We start from the raw sequence: 14,956 nt of genomic DNA, 5'->3' as shown, positions 1-14,956 counted from the left end.
GCTTATTGGAAAGATAGAAAAGCCGCGCGGGCCATTTCTATATAAGCGCCAGGATTGACGCCCAGCCAAATGACGCCGTAAACCGAAAGCGCCAGCGCCACCGCCATTGAAGGCGAGAACGTGATGGCCGGGGCGGTGGTTTCCCCCTCGCCGCGCATGTACATGTAAACGGTGAGTTTCAAATAGTAGAATACCGACACCACCGAGTTGAGCACGCCGATAATGGCCAGGTAAATGAACCCTTCATTAATGGCGGACATGAATATGTAGAACTTGCCCATGAAGCCCGCCATGGGTGGAATGCCCGCCAGCGAGAAGATCATGATACTCAACACCAGCGCCATAACCGGGCTTTTATAACCAAGCCCGGTAAAGTCGCTGTAGCTGGTGCGCTCCTCGTTCTTGCCCGCCACAACCGAAAGGACCGCGAAGGCTCCGATGTTCATGAAGGTGTAAACAAGCAGGTAGAACAGCATGGACGATTGGGCCTGCTCGGTCCCAACAGCCAGCCCCACCAGAATGTACCCGGCGTGGGAGATGGAGGAATACGCCAGCATGCGTTTCACGTTTTCCTGGTTCAGCGCCGCCATGTTCCCCACGGTCATGGTGACAACCGCCAGAACCCATACGATTTCGTACCAATGCCCCCTCATGGCCGGGAACGCCTCAATCAGTATCCTGATAAAAGCCGCGAAAGCCGCCGCCTTTGGCCCGGCCGACATGAAAGCGGCCACCGGAGCGGGCGCGCCCTGGTAAACGTCCGGCGTCCACATGTGGAACGGAACCGCCGCCACCTTGAAGGCAAACCCCACCATCACAAACACAATGCCCACCGAGAGCATAACGTTGCCGCCAAGGTTGCCCGCCACGGCGGAGCCTATGGCCGACAGCCCCGTGGCGCCCGTGGCCCCGTAGATAAGCGCCATGCCGTACAGCAATATGCCGGACGAGAATGCGCCAAGGATGAAATATTTTATGGCCGCCTCGTTGGAGATGGCCCTGCCCCTGGATATACCCGCAAGGACATAAAGGGATATGGACATCACCTCCAGGCCCATGAAGATGGTGATGAGGTCTTCACCGGAGGCCATAACAAACATGCCAAGGGTGGTGAACAGCAACATGGCGTAGTATTCGCCATGGTCTATCCCCTCGTCCTTGCCGTATTTAATAGAGATGAGTATGGACAGGCCCGCGGCCAGGGTGAATATCAGTTTGAAGAAGGTGGAGAAATCGTCCACCATGTACAGCCCGCCGAACGTGGCGAAATGCGCCCCTTTCAGGGCGTAGGTGAAATAACCGGCCAGCGCCACACCGCCCAGCGCGATGTAACCCAGATTGTCCCTACCCTTCTTGTCGGCGAACACTTCCGCCATAAGTAGCGTCAGCGCCACCACGGTAAGGGTTATTTCAGGGGCTATGGCCCCCAGCGATATGTCTGGAATGCTAATCGGTTTCATCTGCTCTCTTTATTTGCAAAACCGCTAATATCCGGAACCCGTCCGGTTATGACCCGGATCCCCGCCCGCCCCATGCCCGTGATGGGCCGCTGGCGCGGGCGCAATGCCCTCCGGCGCGGTCATCTCGCCCGAACCGGGTTTCACCTGTTCCACAAGGTGGACAATGGTGGGCTCCATCATTTTTATGATCGGCGTGGGGTACACGCCAAGGATAAAGATCAACGCCACGAACGGCGCGAAGTAAGCTATCTCCCGCGCGTTCATGTCTTTCAGCTTCTCGTTCTTCGGGTTGGTCACCTTTCCGAACATCACCCGCTGGAACATCCACAACATGTAAACAGCGGCCCAAATCACGCCCGATGTGGCTATGGCCGCGTACAGCGGATTGGCCTTCCACGTGCCCATGAGTATCAGGAATTCCCCCACGAACCCGTTGAGGCCCGGCAGGCCGATGGACGACAGGGTGACTATCATGAATATCACGGCGAAAACAGGCATCTTGGATGTCACGCCGCCGTACTCCGATATAAGCCTGGTGTGACGCCGCTCGTAAAGCACGCCCACCGCAAGGAAGAGCGCCCCGGTGGACACGCCGTGGTTAAGCATCTGGAGCATGCCGCCCTCTATGGCCTGCACGTTCAGCGCGAAAATGCCCAGCATAACAAAACCCAGGTGGCTGACAGATGAGTAGGCCACCAGCTTTTTAACATCCTCCTGGACCATGGCCACCAGCGCGCCGTACACGATGCCGATAAGCGCCAGCCAGCTTATCCAGTCCACCGCCCAAAGGGTGGCTTCGGGGAACATGGGCAGGGAGAACCGCAGGAAACCGTAGGTGCCCATTTTCAGCAGTATGCCAGCCAGTATGACGGAACCGGCCGTGGGCGCCTCCACGTGGGCGTCCGGCAACCATGTGTGGAACGGGAACATCGGCACCTTTATGGCGAAGGCCACGAAGAAGGCCAGGAACAGCAGGATTTGCGCGGACATATCTATGGGTAATCCCTGGTACGCAAGGATGTCCATGGTGTAGAAGCCCTTCACCGCGTAGTGGTGGAAGTACATCCACAAAATGGCCACCAGCATCAGCACCGACCCGACCATGGTGTATATGAAGAACTTCAGCGCCGCGTAGATCCTGCGGGCTCCGCCCCATACCCCGATGATAAGGTACATGGGGACGAGCATCATCTCCCAGAACACGTAGAACAGGAAGAAGTCCAGCGCGCAGAAAACGCCCACCATGCCCGTCTCCAGGAGGAGCATGGAGATCATGAACTCTTTCACGTTTTTCTCTATGGCCGTCCAGGTGGACACCATGCATATCGCGGTGGTAAGCGTGGTGAGCAGGATCAGCAACATCGAGATGCCGTCCACGCCCATGTAGTAGCTTATGCCCCATTCGGGGAGCCAGTCTTTCCGCTCCACAAACTGCATTATGTGGGTGTTCTCAAACTGCGTGAACAGCGGGATGGACACCAGGAAATCGACCACCGTAGTGATGAAAGCCACGCCCCGGATAAGGGCCGTGTTCTCCTTGTCGATAAGAAGGAGCAAAAACACCCCGCCCAGGGGGATGAACGTCACTAGCGAAAGAAGCGGTAAAGACTCCATATTCCCAGTCTAAAAAAAGCCCTAAATAAGCCCAGTCATTCCACCAGGGGTTTTTGCGGCCTTAAAGGGCGGCCAGCCAGAAACCCAGCAAGAACACGGCGCCGGCCACCATCACGAAGGCGTAGTTGCGCACAAGCCCGGTGTGGGCCATGCGTATAGCCGCGCCCGCGCCCATAAAGAACCCGGCGGTTGAATTCACAAGCCCGTCTATTATTTTCACGTCGAAAAATTTCCACAGCGCCGTATGGGAAAAACCAACGATTGGTTTCACAATGGCGGCGTCGTAGATCTCATCAACGTAGTACTTGTTCTGCAAAAGGGTGTAGACGCTCCTGGTGAGCCCTTCCCGTTTGGCCAGCGCTTCGGCGGCCTCGGGCTTTACGCTATAGAAATGCCGGGCCACAAAAATGCCCGCAACGCCCATGCCCACAGACACCAGCATAAGCCCCAGCTCCAGCCCAAGCCCTGCATGAGGATGCTCCATGCCCGGCACATGCCCCTGGGCGAACACCGGCTCCAGGAAATTTTTCAAAGTATGCCCGCCTTCTATAATAGGCAGGCCAAGGAAACCGCCGGTGAAGGCCAGGAACGCCAGGATCACCAGCGGCGAAGTCATGGACTTGGGGGACTCATGCACATGGTCCCGCACATGATGGTCTTCCGCCCTAAGATCGCCGGTGAAGGTTATGAAGTACAGGCGGAACATGTAGAAAGCCGTAACGCCCGCCGCCATTGTGGCCAGCCCCCAGTAAACAAGATGGCCCGGGGTATGGCCGAGGAAGGCGGAGAGCAATATTTCGTCTTTGGAAAAGAACCCGGCCAGCGGAGGGATGCCCGCTATGGCCAGCGTGGAGATAAGGAACGTTTTGTGGGTGGTGGGCATCTTGCCGCCCAGGCCGCCCATCTGCCGCATGTCCTGCTCGCCGGACATGCCGTGGATAACCGAGCCGGACCCAAGGAACAAACAGGCCTTGAAGAAAGCGTGGGTCATCACGTGGAACACCGCCGCCACATAGGCCCCCACGCCGCAGGCCAGGAACATGTAACCCAGCTGGGATACGGTGGAGTAAGCCAAAACCCGTTTTATGTCGAACTGGTAAAGACCCATGGTGGCCGCGAAGATGGCCGTAACAGCTCCCACCAGCGCCACCACCGTCATGGAGACCGGGGCCATATTGAATAAAACATTGCACCGGGCCACCATGTACACCCCGGCGGTCACCATGGTGGCCGCATGGATGAGGGCGGAAACCGGCGTGGGGCCCTCCATAGCGTCCGGGAGCCATGTGTAAAGGGGTATTTGGGCCGATTTGCCGGTGGCCCCCACGAAAAGCAGAAGGGTTATCCCGGTGACTATAACACCGCCCATCACCAGTTTGTCATGGGCCTGGGAGAACACCGTGGTGTAGTCTATGGAGCCGAAGGTCCAGAAAATCCACATGATGGCCAGTAGAAAACCGAAGTCTCCTATCCTGTTCATCACAAAGGCTTTCTTGCCCGCGTCCGCGGCGGATTTCTTGTCGTAATAATAGCCGATGAGCAGGTAGGAACAGAGCCCCACCCCCTCCCAGCCTATGAACATAAGCAGGAAGTTGCTCCCCAGTATAAGAAGGAGCATGGAGAACATGAAAAGGTTGAGGTAGCTGAAATATCTCGGATAACCCTCTTCATGATGCATATAGCCGATGGAATAGACGTGGATGAGGAAACCCACCCCCGTGACAACCATCATGAACAGCGCCGAGAGGGGGTCGATCTGTATCCCCGCGTCAGCGGTGAAGGAACCCGACTGTATCCATGTGAAAAGGACATTCTCGTAAACCCTCTGGTCCGCCGGGAGGGAGAGGAGGTTTAGGAACGCGGACACGGCCACCAGGAACGAAAGCCCCGTGGAGCCCACGGCCCAGAAAGCGACGGCTGGTTTGGATATTCTAAACCCAAACAAGCCGTTCATCACCGACCCTATCAGGGGAAGGATCGGAACCCACCAGATATGCTCAAGACCCCACATAGTTAATTCCGGCTCACCATTTCATGAGGTTTACTTCGTCCAGATCCACAGTGTCGCGGTTCTTGAACAGCGACAGGGCGATGGCCAGGCCCACAGCCGCTTCCGCCGCGGCCACCGCCATCACCATGAATACGAAAACGTGGCCGGTCATGTCGCCAAGATGCCTGGCGAACGCCACAAACAGGAGGTTGCCGGCGTTTAGCATAAGCTCGATCGCCATCATCACCACGATAACGTTGCGCCTTGTGAGGACGCCCACAAGGCCGATGATGAACAATACGCCGGACAGCGCGATGTAATGGGTTATGGTAACCATCTTAATTACCTCAACCTCGTTTTAGTAAGCACCACCGCCCCCACAAGCGCCGCCAGCAAAAGCACCGACGCTATTTCGAAAGGCAGAAGGTATTTTGTGAAAAGGATCTCCCCCACCGCGGCGGTGGAGCCAAAATCGGCTTGTATGACGCCCGCCGGGGCCAAGGCTCCGGAAAGGGCCACCACGGGAAGGAATATCGCGCCCATGAAGGCGACGGCCGCAAGCTGGTAGACTGGTTTCCTGCTGGTCTGATCGCCTGTTTTTTCCCGGAGGTTGAGCATCATGATCACGAAAAGGAATAGCACCATGATCGCCCCGGCGTAAACCAGCACCTGCAGGGCCGCCACAAGATGGGCGTTCTCCATGGCGAAAAGACCCGCCAGGCAGAACATCACCACCACCAGGTTCACCGCGGAGGTAACGGGCCGCTTGGACATGATCGTGGCTAAAGAGCAGATCACGGCCACCGCCGCCAGCAGGTTGAACATTAAAATTTCCATCGTCCGTTTACCTGTTATGTTTACGCCGCCTAATACCTGGCGCGGCTGTAATATTTATCGCGTATCGTCTCAAGCCTGCGCTCAAGCCTGGCCTCGGGGACCAGCAGGTCTTCCTTGCTGTAAATCATCTTCGAGCGGTCATACTCGCACAGGTTGCGCCAGTCGTCGCTCATCACAATGGCTTCCTTGGGGCATACTTCCTCGCAACGGCCGCAGTATATGCACCTTGTGCCGTCCAGCGTGTAGGATACCGGGAACCTGTCGCCGTTAGGCCGCTCCCCGCCGATTATGCTTATGCAGTGTGGCGGGCAGGCCAGTTCGCAAAGGCCGCAAGCCACGCATTTTTCCATACCGTCGGCGCCGCGCACCAGCACGGGCCGTCCCCGGAACGCCGGAGGGGGCGTGACGGACTCTTCCGGGTAATAAACCGTCATTATCTTCCGGCTTTTCCGCCCGGCGCCGAACACGAACTCGTCCACCAAGGCGCCAAGGTTCACGAAGAAATGTCTCAGCGTGATCCCCATGCCCCTTAAAATCTCCGGCACATAAGAGCTCTCCCACAGGGTGAGCGTCACGTTGCGCCGGACTTTCTTTATAGTAGTAGCCATCGCGGTTAAACCACCTTACGGCAAAGGCATAAGCCCGGTTAACAGGGCCACGCCGGTTATGGTTATCCAAATAAGCGACGCCGGGAGAATCACCTTCCATCCCAGCATCATCACCTGGTCGTAACGGAACCGGGGCAACGTCCACCGGATGGTCATCTGGATGAATATCATCGCGACCACTTTGAAGATGAACACCAGTATCCCGGTGATCATGGCGGCCAGGTTGGCCACGTTGGAGTTGGCCCCGCCGAAGAGCTCCAGCAGGTCACGATCGGTTATGAACGGTATGTGGTGGCCGCCCAGGAACAGCGCCACGCAAAGGGCGGAAATGGTCACCACCTCTATAAACTCCGCCGTCCAGAACATGACGAACTTCAGCCCGGAATATTCCGTGAAATACCCGGCCACGATTTCAGACTCCGCCTCGGGTATGTCGAACGGGACGCGTTTGTTCTCGGCTATGGCGCTGGTGAGGTACAGGATAAACGCCGGCCAGTGCCAGATTATCCCCCAGTGCCAGAAGTTGTCCTGCTTGGCCACCATGGTGACCAGCGACAGGCTCTGGTAATACATCACAAGGGCCATTATGGTGAGCCCCATGGCGATTTCGTAAGAGAACATCTGGGCAGAGGCGCGCAGGCCGCCCAGAAAAGACCAGTTGTTGTTGGATGCCCATCCGCCGATAACCACCCCGTAGGCCGCCAGCGACGATATGGCGAACACGAACAGCGCGCCCACGTCCAGGTCGGCTATAACCAGGTTCACCTCGTGACCCCACAGGTGGTATTTGCCGCCGAAGGGGATAACGCTGAAGGCCAGCAGGGCCGGGACAAGCGCCAGCGCCGGAGCCAGGGTGTGCATGACCCTGTCCGCGCCGGTGGGGATAAAATCTTCTTTGAATATAAGCTTCAGCGCGTCGGACGCCGAATGGGGGAGCCCTATGAAGGTGAACCCGAAAACGTCCGCCCGGTTGGCGCCGATGCGGTCCTGCATCACGGCGGACTGTTTGCGCTCCACCCAGCCCAATACCGGGGCGAAAAAGCCGACATTAAGCCCCAGCACGAAGGCTATTTTCAACACCGACTCTATGATGAACGGGGCCATGCCTTCCATTACCTGTCGCACTCCCCGCCAATGAGGTTGATCATGTCAAACGTAGGTATGAGGTCCGCTATCATCCTGCCCTTTATCAGTAGCGGCAGGGCGGAGGTCATCGGGAAACAGGGCGGCCGCACGCGGCATTTCACCGGATGGCCGGAGCCGTTGGAAACCAGGTAGAAACCCAGCTCGCCGTTGGCGCCTTCCACCGCCGCGTAAACCTCCCCTTTGGGCACGTTCACGCCTTCAATGACGCTCTTGAAGTGATATATCATCGACTCCATGTCGGTGAAACTGTCGTCCTTGGAAGGTTGCCGCCAGGCCGGGTCGCTCACGTTCACCGGGCCTTCGGGCATCTGCGCCAGGCACTGCTCGATTATCAGCATGGACTGCTCAAGCTCCTCCATGCGCACCTGGAACCTGTCGTAATTGTCCCCGGTCTCGCCCACGGGTATGGCGAAGTCCACCCGGTCGTAAACCAGATACGGGTTGGCGCGGCGCACGTCGTAGGGAACCCCGGCGGCCCGAAGGCACGGCCCGGTGAAACCCCAGGCCAGCGCGTTCTCGCGGGATATGCCCCCCACGTCCCTCATCCTGTCCAGGAATATCCTGTTTTTGGTAAGCAGTTTGTCGAAGTCCAGCCACAGTTTCCTGTTGGTCTCGAAAACTTTTTTGGTGTTGGCCGCGAAATCGTCCGGCAAATCGGAAGTCAACCCGCCGATTCGCACATAGTTGTGGGTAAGCCTGGCGCCGCAGGCGGACTCCAGCAGGTCCCATAAAAGCTCGCGGGCCTCCACGAAATAGATGAACGCCGTCAACGCCCCCAGTTCCAGCGCCGCCGCCGCCAGGCAGGTGTAATGCCCGCTCATCCGCGACATTTCGCTGACAATCACGCGGATATACTGGCACCGCTCCGTGGGGGTAATGCCTATTAGTTTTTCCGCCGCCAGGGCGAAGGCCACGTTGTTGAGGGCGCTGGCTGTATAGTCCAGCCTGTCGGTGTACGGGAACACGCCGTTCCACGTCTGCGCCTCGCACTCCTTCTCGAACCCCCGGTGCAGGTAGCCCACTTCCACGTCTATATCCTCGATGGTCTCGCCGTCGAGGGTCACCAGGAATTTCACCGTGCCGTGGGTGGCCGGGTGCGACGGCCCCATGTTCACCGTCAGGAGCTCCGTGTGGTGCTCCGCGTGAAAATCGTGTTCGTTCTTCAAATTATCGGTCATAGCCTAATTCACCGGCCCGATGAGCGGTTGTCGCTTGGTTTTAGAGTAATCTTTCCGCAATGGATGCCCCTGGAAACCCTCGTACAGCAATATGCGTTTCAGGTTGGGATGCCCCTTGAATTTAATCCCGTACAGGTCCCACGCCTCCCGCTCGAACCAATCCGCCGAGGGCCACAGGCCCGCCACAGAATCCACCTGGGGCGTCTCTTCTTTTATGGGCGCTTTCACCCGAAGGCGGTGGTTTTTCTCCGTGGAGTAAAGATGGAGGACCAGCTCGAACCTGGCGCCCTGTTCTTTCATATATGGCAGTAGCTTCATGTCGTTGAGGTAGTCCACCACCGTCAGGTCCATGAGCATGTCGAAATTCAGGTCAGTGTCGCTCTTTAAAAACTCCATCACAGCCTTAAGCTCTCCCGGGCGGACAACTATGGTGTCGTCCCCTTTTTGGCTATGGGTGTGTATCAGAGCGGCCGACCCGCCAAACTTCGATTTCACCCGGGCCAACACCGGCGATTCCGCCGGGGCCTGGTTCGCCTGATTCTCTTTTTCGCTCATCCTGCCGTTAAAACCTTTAGCCGCCGATTATCCTGCGCTCGTCCGCTTCGCCCAGGGGCGAGATGCCCTTGGCGTAAGCTAGCTGTCCGCGCTGGTTGGCCACTTTTTCCTGAAGTTTTATCAAACCGTCCAGAACCATCTCCGGCCTGGGAGGGCAACCGGGAACGTACACGTCCACAGGTATCAGCGAGTCTATCCCCTGAACCGTGGCGTAGTTGTTGTACATGCCGCCGGACACGGTGCACGCGCCGAAAGCGAAAACCCATTTGGGCTCGGTCATCTGGTTGTAAACCTTCACCAGTATGGGGGCCTGCTTGTGGCTGATGGTGCCCACCACCATCAGCAGGTCCGCCTGCCGGGGTGAGAACCTGGGCAAAGCGGCGCCGAACCTGTCCAGGTCGTACCTGGGCCCGGCCACGCTCATAAACTCCATGCCGCAACATGCCGTAATGAACGGGTACAGGAAGAAGCTGTATTTCCTTCCCCACCCCACCAGCTTGTCCAGCTGGGTGATTATCACGCTGTCGCCGAGCGCAAGCTCCATGGCCTTTTCTTCGCCCGTCACTCCCATTCCAAAGCTCCCTTTTTCCATACATAAGCCAGCCCCAGCGCCAAAATGACGATGAACACCAGCATCTCAGCGAATCCAAACAACCCCAACGGAATGAAATTTACCGCCCAGGGGAAAAGGAAAACCGCTTCTATGTCGAACACTATGAACATCAGCGCCACCAGGTAGAACCGCACGGAGAACCGGAGCTTCGGCGAGGTGATCGGATTTTCACCGCACTCGAACGGCTCCATCTTTTCCCGGAACGTGACTTTGGGCCCAAGAAACTCGGATAGGGCCAGCATGGCCGCCGCAACGCCAACCGCCGCCGCAAACAGTAAAAGAACCGGGATGTACTGGTTCACTAAAGGCGCTCCCCTAATTCACATCAAGCCGGGGGATCCCCCCGGGGTTTGCAAAGGATTTTTCTGTATCAGGCTTTACCAGCCTTACGCGGGCTGGCAAAGTCTATCCTTTGCTATAACTCATGTCAATTCAAAAACCGCCGCAACAGGCCGGTTTGTACAGCTTTATTTATCCGTTACGCATGCGCTTTAACTATGCGCGCCATCACAGGTTCACCCACCTGGGCCAAAAGGCTCATAGCCGGGGCGTTCTCGAAATTCTTCGTTACGAAAACCACGCCGCTTTTCGACCTGGGCGTAATCTTGACCTTGGCCCGGATGGAGCCGTTGGCCGATTCCACCAGCGCTTCCTCGCCATCTTCCAGCTTGAGGGCCTGCGCGTCGCTTAAGCCCATCTCCACTGTGGCGCGGGACTCTATCTCGTTCAGCGTTTTGGAGTGTCTGGACAGCGAACCCAGGTGGTAAAGCGAGTTGCCCGTTATCACCACATGGGTGAACCCGGCCGCCGATGCATTGAAAGGCCCGGCGTTGAACTGGAACGGGGCCGTCTTCCCGTCTTTGGGGTAAGAGACCACCGCTTCGCCTTCGCTAAGTTTTAGAGTGGTCATCCCCTCGTAACCGGGCACCGACGCGATGATCTCGTCCGTCACGTCCCGGGTCTCTTTGTGTTTCACTGCGAGCCCAAGCCTGGCGCCTATTTCCCTGAATATCTCCCACTCCGGCTTGGCCCTGCCCGCAGGCTCCACGGCCTTCCGTACCAGCTGGACCCGGCCTTCGTTGTTTGTGTATGTGCCGTCCCGCTCCACCGCCGAGGCGCTGGGCAGAACCACATTGGCGGAAAGGACCGTCTCGTTGACGAACTGGCTGGTCACAACCACCAGCTCCATGCCCTCCAAAGCCTTCTTTATGGACGCGCCGCCCGGATACTGGGTAATGATGTCCACCCCGGCCAGCACCACGGCTTTCACCGCGCCTGATTGTATCCGCTTGATAATGTCCCCATCCGACGCTTTCGCGGGGGCCAGTTCCACCCCCCACTTGCTGGAGTAATGGGCCGCGCCCTCGGCGGAATCGGCTTTTAAATAGCCCGGCAGGTTCGACGGGGTCACGCCCATGTCGTTCACCCCTTGGCTGTTGCAGTACTCCCTGTAGAGAAGGGCTTTCCCGCCCAACAGCGCCGCCAGGTTACAAAGGCCTTTTACAATCTCGGCGGATTTCGGGTTCGTAACGGTCTCGTTGCCGATGAGAATCAGCGGAGCGCCGTTCTTGGCCAGCCCCGCCGCTATTTTCTTGATGTCTTCCACCGCCACGCCAGCGGCTTTGGCCGCGGCTTCAACGTCCATAGTGGCGGTTTTCGCGATATCCCCCGCGTTCGCGGGTTTCTCCGCCATGGCTTCGCCAGCGGCCCGGATAAGGCCGGACACCACAGAGGCCTCGGCGCCGTAATTCATTGCTATCCTGGCGTCCTCGATGGGCAGGAACAGGGTGTTCCTGGCGTTGGCCACATACAGCGGTGTGCCGTTGTCCCTCATGGCCACGCGCACCATGTTGGCTATCACCGGGTTTTCCTTCTCCGCGTCGCAACCGAAGAACAGGAACGACCCGGCGGATTTTATGGCGTCGTAAGTCACGATGGGGGCGCTGGCGCCGAACTCTTCGAACAGCCCGGAGTTGAGCAGGGGATTGCGCATGTTGGCCATGTTGTCTATGGAAGTAACGCCCAGGCCGGCCCGGAACACTTTCTGCAACGCGTAGGCGTCTTCATTGGAGAGGCTCTCCCCTCCTATGACCGCTATTGCCTGCTCGCCGTGTTTCTCTTTTATCTCCTTGAGCTTTCCGGCGGCCCTGTCTAAAGCCTCTTCCCAAGAGGCGGGCTCCAGCCTGTTACCCTGCTTTATGAGGGCCGTGCGGATGCGGTCTTCCGGCTGGAACGCCTCGTGGCCGAACCGGCCCCGGGCGCACAGGTTGCCGTTGTTTATCCCCGCGTCATCCCTGGAGGTGACCTTCATCACCTTGCCGGACTTCTCGTTTATGAATATGGAGCAACCCACCGCGCAATAGGGGCAGGTGGTTTGTGTGCGGTTGTATTCCCAGCTGTGGCCCCGGAACCGCTCCGTATGGTCGAGTATCGAGCCCACCGGGCACACGTGCAGACACTGGCCGCAGTAATCGCATTCCAGCGGTATCCGGAACGGCGTGCCCACCTCGGCCCAGAATCCGCGCCGCTGGAAATCAATGGCGCGGTTGCCCTGGATCTCGTCGCAGATGATCACGCATTTGCCGCAAAGGATGCACCGGTTGAAATCCTTCTCGATGACAGGGTTGTCCATCAGCAGAGGCTCGTCGCGCCGCTTGGTGGGTATGCGGGAGCCGTGTTTCTGGTTAATGTAAACGGTGGCGTCCTGCAGGCCGCATTCGCCTGACTTGTTGCAGGTGGGGCAGTCCAGCGGGTGCCAGGCCAGCAAGAACTCCATCATCATCTGGCGGCGTTTTCTAATCTTGTCGTTGTCGGTGGTGACGGTGATGCCATCAGCCACCGGCTCGCAACAGGCCCATTTGGAGGCCGTCCTGCCACGGCTGTTGGTGACGTCCACAATGCACATGCGGCAACCGCCGAACCTTGTAAGCTTGGGGTCGTAACACAGGCCGGGTATGTAAACGCCCGCCTTGGAGGCGGCGTCGTAAATTTTCTTGCCTTTCTCTATCGTGACGGGCACGCCGTCTATCGTAAGAGTAACCGTATTTTCAGCCACGTTCATTCACCTAAGCAAAACCGGATCCGGCCGTCCCGGCCTTTCCGCAAGGCCACCATAAAATTTGAAAATGTCCCGCCCTTACAAGATCGCGTTAAAGGCGCATTTCTCGTAACACACGCCGCAGAGAATACAGAGGTCTTTGTTGAGGAACGGCGTTTCTTTCCTCGCCCCCATCATGGCCCCCGTGGGGCACGGTTTTATGCACGCGCCGCACTTGGTGCAACGCTCGGGCGACACCTTGTATTTGCGCAGACCCACGCACTGGGCCGTGGGGCAGGTTTTATCTACAATGTGCGCCTTGAACTCGTCGAGGTAATAGCGCAAGGAAGACAGCATGGGCGCCGGGGAGGATTTGCCCAGCCCGCAAAGCGACATGCTCATTATGTACTTGCCGTACTCTTCCATCAAGGCCAGGTCTTCAATCCTGCCCTCGCCCTTGGTTATCCTGGTGAGCATTTGCAGAAGCACGGTGTTGCCCACCCGGCAGGGGGTGCATTTGCCGCAAGACTCGTCCGCGCAGAACTCCATGAAGAACCGCGACAGCTCCACCATGCAGGTGGTCTCGTCGCACACCACCATGGAGCCGGAGCCCATCATGGCGCCAGCTTCGGTCAGCGTCTCGAAGTCTATGGGCAAATCCAGGCATGACTCGGGCAGACAGCCGCCCGACGGGCCGCCGATGGCCACAGCCTTGAACTTTTTCTTTTTAGGTATGCCGCCGCCCACGTCGAAAATAACTTCGCGCAGGGTCATGCCGATTGGCACTTCGATCAGCCCGGCGTTCCTGATGGCGCCCGAAAGGGCGAATATCTTGGTGCCGCCGCTTTTCTGGGTGCCCAGTTTCAGATATTCTTCCAGGCCCAAACCCACAATGCGGGAAACGTTTGCGAAGGTTTCCACGTTGTTCAACACCGTGGGTTTGTCCCAAAGGCCCGCTTCCACCGATTGGGGCGGCCGGGGCCTGGGCATCCCCCGTTTGCCTTCGATGGAGTACTGCAACGCCGTGGACTCGCCGCAAACGAACGCTCCGGCGCCCTCTTTCACCATTATGTCCAGAGAGTAACCGGTACCCATGATGTTCTTGCCGAGGTAACCGGCCTTCCGGGCCGCTTCCAGCGAATGGTTCAACCGGGCCACCGCCAGCGGGTATTCCGCGCGGCAGTATATGTAGCCAAAGGTGGCGCCAATGGCGTAACCGCCTATTATCATCCCTTCGATAACCGAATGGGGATCGCCCTCCAACAGGGCGCGGTCCATGAACGCGCCTGGGTCTCCCTCGTCGGCGTTGCACAGGATGAACTTCTCGTCGGCCTTGTATTTGGCGCATTCCTGCCATTTCCAGCCGGTGTCGAACCCGCCGCCGCCCCGGCCCCTCAACTTGGATTCGGTGACGAATTTGACGACCTGTTCAGGCGTCCATTTTTCTTCCACCAGGATCTTGCGAAGCGATTTATAGCCACCGGTCCGCTCGTATTCCTCGAGACTGTCCGGGTCTATAACCCCGCAGTTCTGCAGGATGAACCGCACCTGCTTCTTGTTCAGGTCCAGGTCGGCAAAGTTAGCCACGCCCTCGTAAGGCTTGCCGCCGTCGGGCCACTGGGCGGCGGCTTTCTTTACCACAGGCTTGTCGGAGATTATATGGTCGCCTATGATCTTGGCGACATCTTCCGGTTTGACCTTCTGGTAGATGACACGGTTTCTGCCGGGCACATGGATGTCCATGAGAACTTCGGCGAAACACATGCCTACGCAGGCGGTTTTCACCACATCCACGTCCAGCTTCTGCGCGCTTATGGTATCCATCACGGCGGAGTACACGTTATGACCGCCAGCGGCGATCCCGCATGTGCCCATGCCGATGTAAATCCGTGGTTTCGAAAGACTCTGGGGCATAAAA

General features: G+C 58.0%; 13 protein-coding genes. All 13 read right to left on the bottom strand.

All coding sequences use genetic code 11. The features are described from left to right. Window positions 1-2: 2 nt before the first annotated feature. The 13 genes from HY751_10420 to HY751_10360 all read right to left on the bottom strand — a co-directional run bounded on the left by HY751_10420 (window position 3) and on the right by HY751_10360 (window position 14,952). Window positions 3-1,460, bottom strand: coding sequence for an NADH-quinone oxidoreductase subunit N (locus HY751_10420; GenBank protein MBI4666809.1), 1,458 nt, complete (start codon window positions 1,458-1,460; stop codon window positions 3-5). A gap of 24 nt (window positions 1,461-1,484) precedes the next feature. After that, window positions 1,485-3,074: an NADH-quinone oxidoreductase subunit M gene (locus HY751_10415; GenBank protein ID MBI4666808.1), complete on the bottom strand. Its 1,590-nt coding sequence runs from the start codon at window positions 3,072-3,074 to the stop codon at window positions 1,485-1,487. 61 nt (window positions 3,075-3,135) lie between these two features. Continuing rightward, complete coding sequence (gene nuoL / locus HY751_10410; GenBank protein ID MBI4666807.1) at window positions 3,136-5,085, bottom strand: NADH-quinone oxidoreductase subunit L; 1,950 nt, start codon at window positions 5,083-5,085, stop codon at window positions 3,136-3,138. Between the two features lie 13 nt (window positions 5,086-5,098). Next, window positions 5,099-5,401: an NADH-quinone oxidoreductase subunit NuoK gene (nuoK, locus tag HY751_10405; GenBank protein ID MBI4666806.1), complete on the bottom strand. Its 303-nt coding sequence runs from the start codon at window positions 5,399-5,401 to the stop codon at window positions 5,099-5,101. 5 nt (window positions 5,402-5,406) lie between these two features. After that, window positions 5,407-5,901 (bottom strand): NADH-quinone oxidoreductase subunit J, encoded by a 495-nt coding sequence (locus tag HY751_10400; protein ID MBI4666805.1) that lies wholly within the window; start codon window positions 5,899-5,901, stop codon window positions 5,407-5,409. A gap of 29 nt (window positions 5,902-5,930) precedes the next feature. Then, the gene (locus tag HY751_10395) at window positions 5,931-6,509 is read right to left on the bottom strand and encodes an NADH-quinone oxidoreductase subunit I (GenBank protein MBI4666804.1); all 579 of its coding nucleotides are present in this window, start codon (window positions 6,507-6,509) and stop codon (window positions 5,931-5,933) included. Window positions 6,510-6,524: 15 nt separating this feature from the next. Next, window positions 6,525-7,613 carry an NADH-quinone oxidoreductase subunit H gene (locus tag HY751_10390; protein ID MBI4666803.1) on the bottom strand — a complete coding sequence of 363 codons (1,089 nt, stop codon included), beginning with the start codon at window positions 7,611-7,613 and terminating at the stop codon, window positions 6,525-6,527. An 8-nt stretch (window positions 7,614-7,621) separates the two neighbouring features. Then, entirely contained in the window at window positions 7,622-8,833 is a 1,212-nt protein-coding gene (locus HY751_10385) for an NADH-quinone oxidoreductase subunit D (GenBank protein MBI4666802.1), read from the bottom strand. Between the two features lie 3 nt (window positions 8,834-8,836). After that, window positions 8,837-9,388 carry an NADH-quinone oxidoreductase subunit C gene (locus HY751_10380; GenBank protein ID MBI4666801.1) on the bottom strand — a complete coding sequence of 184 codons (552 nt, stop codon included), beginning with the start codon at window positions 9,386-9,388 and terminating at the stop codon, window positions 8,837-8,839. A gap of 16 nt (window positions 9,389-9,404) precedes the next feature. Then, a complete protein-coding gene (gene nuoB / locus HY751_10375; GenBank protein ID MBI4666800.1) occupies window positions 9,405-9,959 on the bottom strand; it encodes an NADH-quinone oxidoreductase subunit NuoB in 555 nt (184 codons plus the stop codon). Continuing rightward, window positions 9,950-10,243 (bottom strand): NADH-quinone oxidoreductase subunit A, encoded by a 294-nt coding sequence (locus HY751_10370; GenBank protein ID MBI4666799.1) that lies wholly within the window; start codon window positions 10,241-10,243, stop codon window positions 9,950-9,952. The genes nuoB and HY751_10370 overlap by 10 nt, the downstream gene beginning before the upstream one ends. A gap of 236 nt (window positions 10,244-10,479) precedes the next feature. Beyond that, a complete protein-coding gene (locus tag HY751_10365; protein ID MBI4666798.1) occupies window positions 10,480-13,056 on the bottom strand; it encodes a molybdopterin-dependent oxidoreductase in 2,577 nt (858 codons plus the stop codon). An 81-nt stretch (window positions 13,057-13,137) separates the two neighbouring features. After that, the gene (locus HY751_10360) at window positions 13,138-14,952 is read right to left on the bottom strand and encodes an SLBB domain-containing protein (protein ID MBI4666797.1); all 1,815 of its coding nucleotides are present in this window, start codon (window positions 14,950-14,952) and stop codon (window positions 13,138-13,140) included. Between the last annotated feature and the right edge of the window lie 4 nt (window positions 14,953-14,956).

Source organism: Nitrospinota bacterium (assembly GCA_016208975.1).
Classification (GTDB): Bacteria; Nitrospinota_A; UBA7883; order UBA7883; family JACRLM01; genus JACQXA01.
This window is presented reverse-complemented; position numbering and strand designations above follow the sequence as displayed.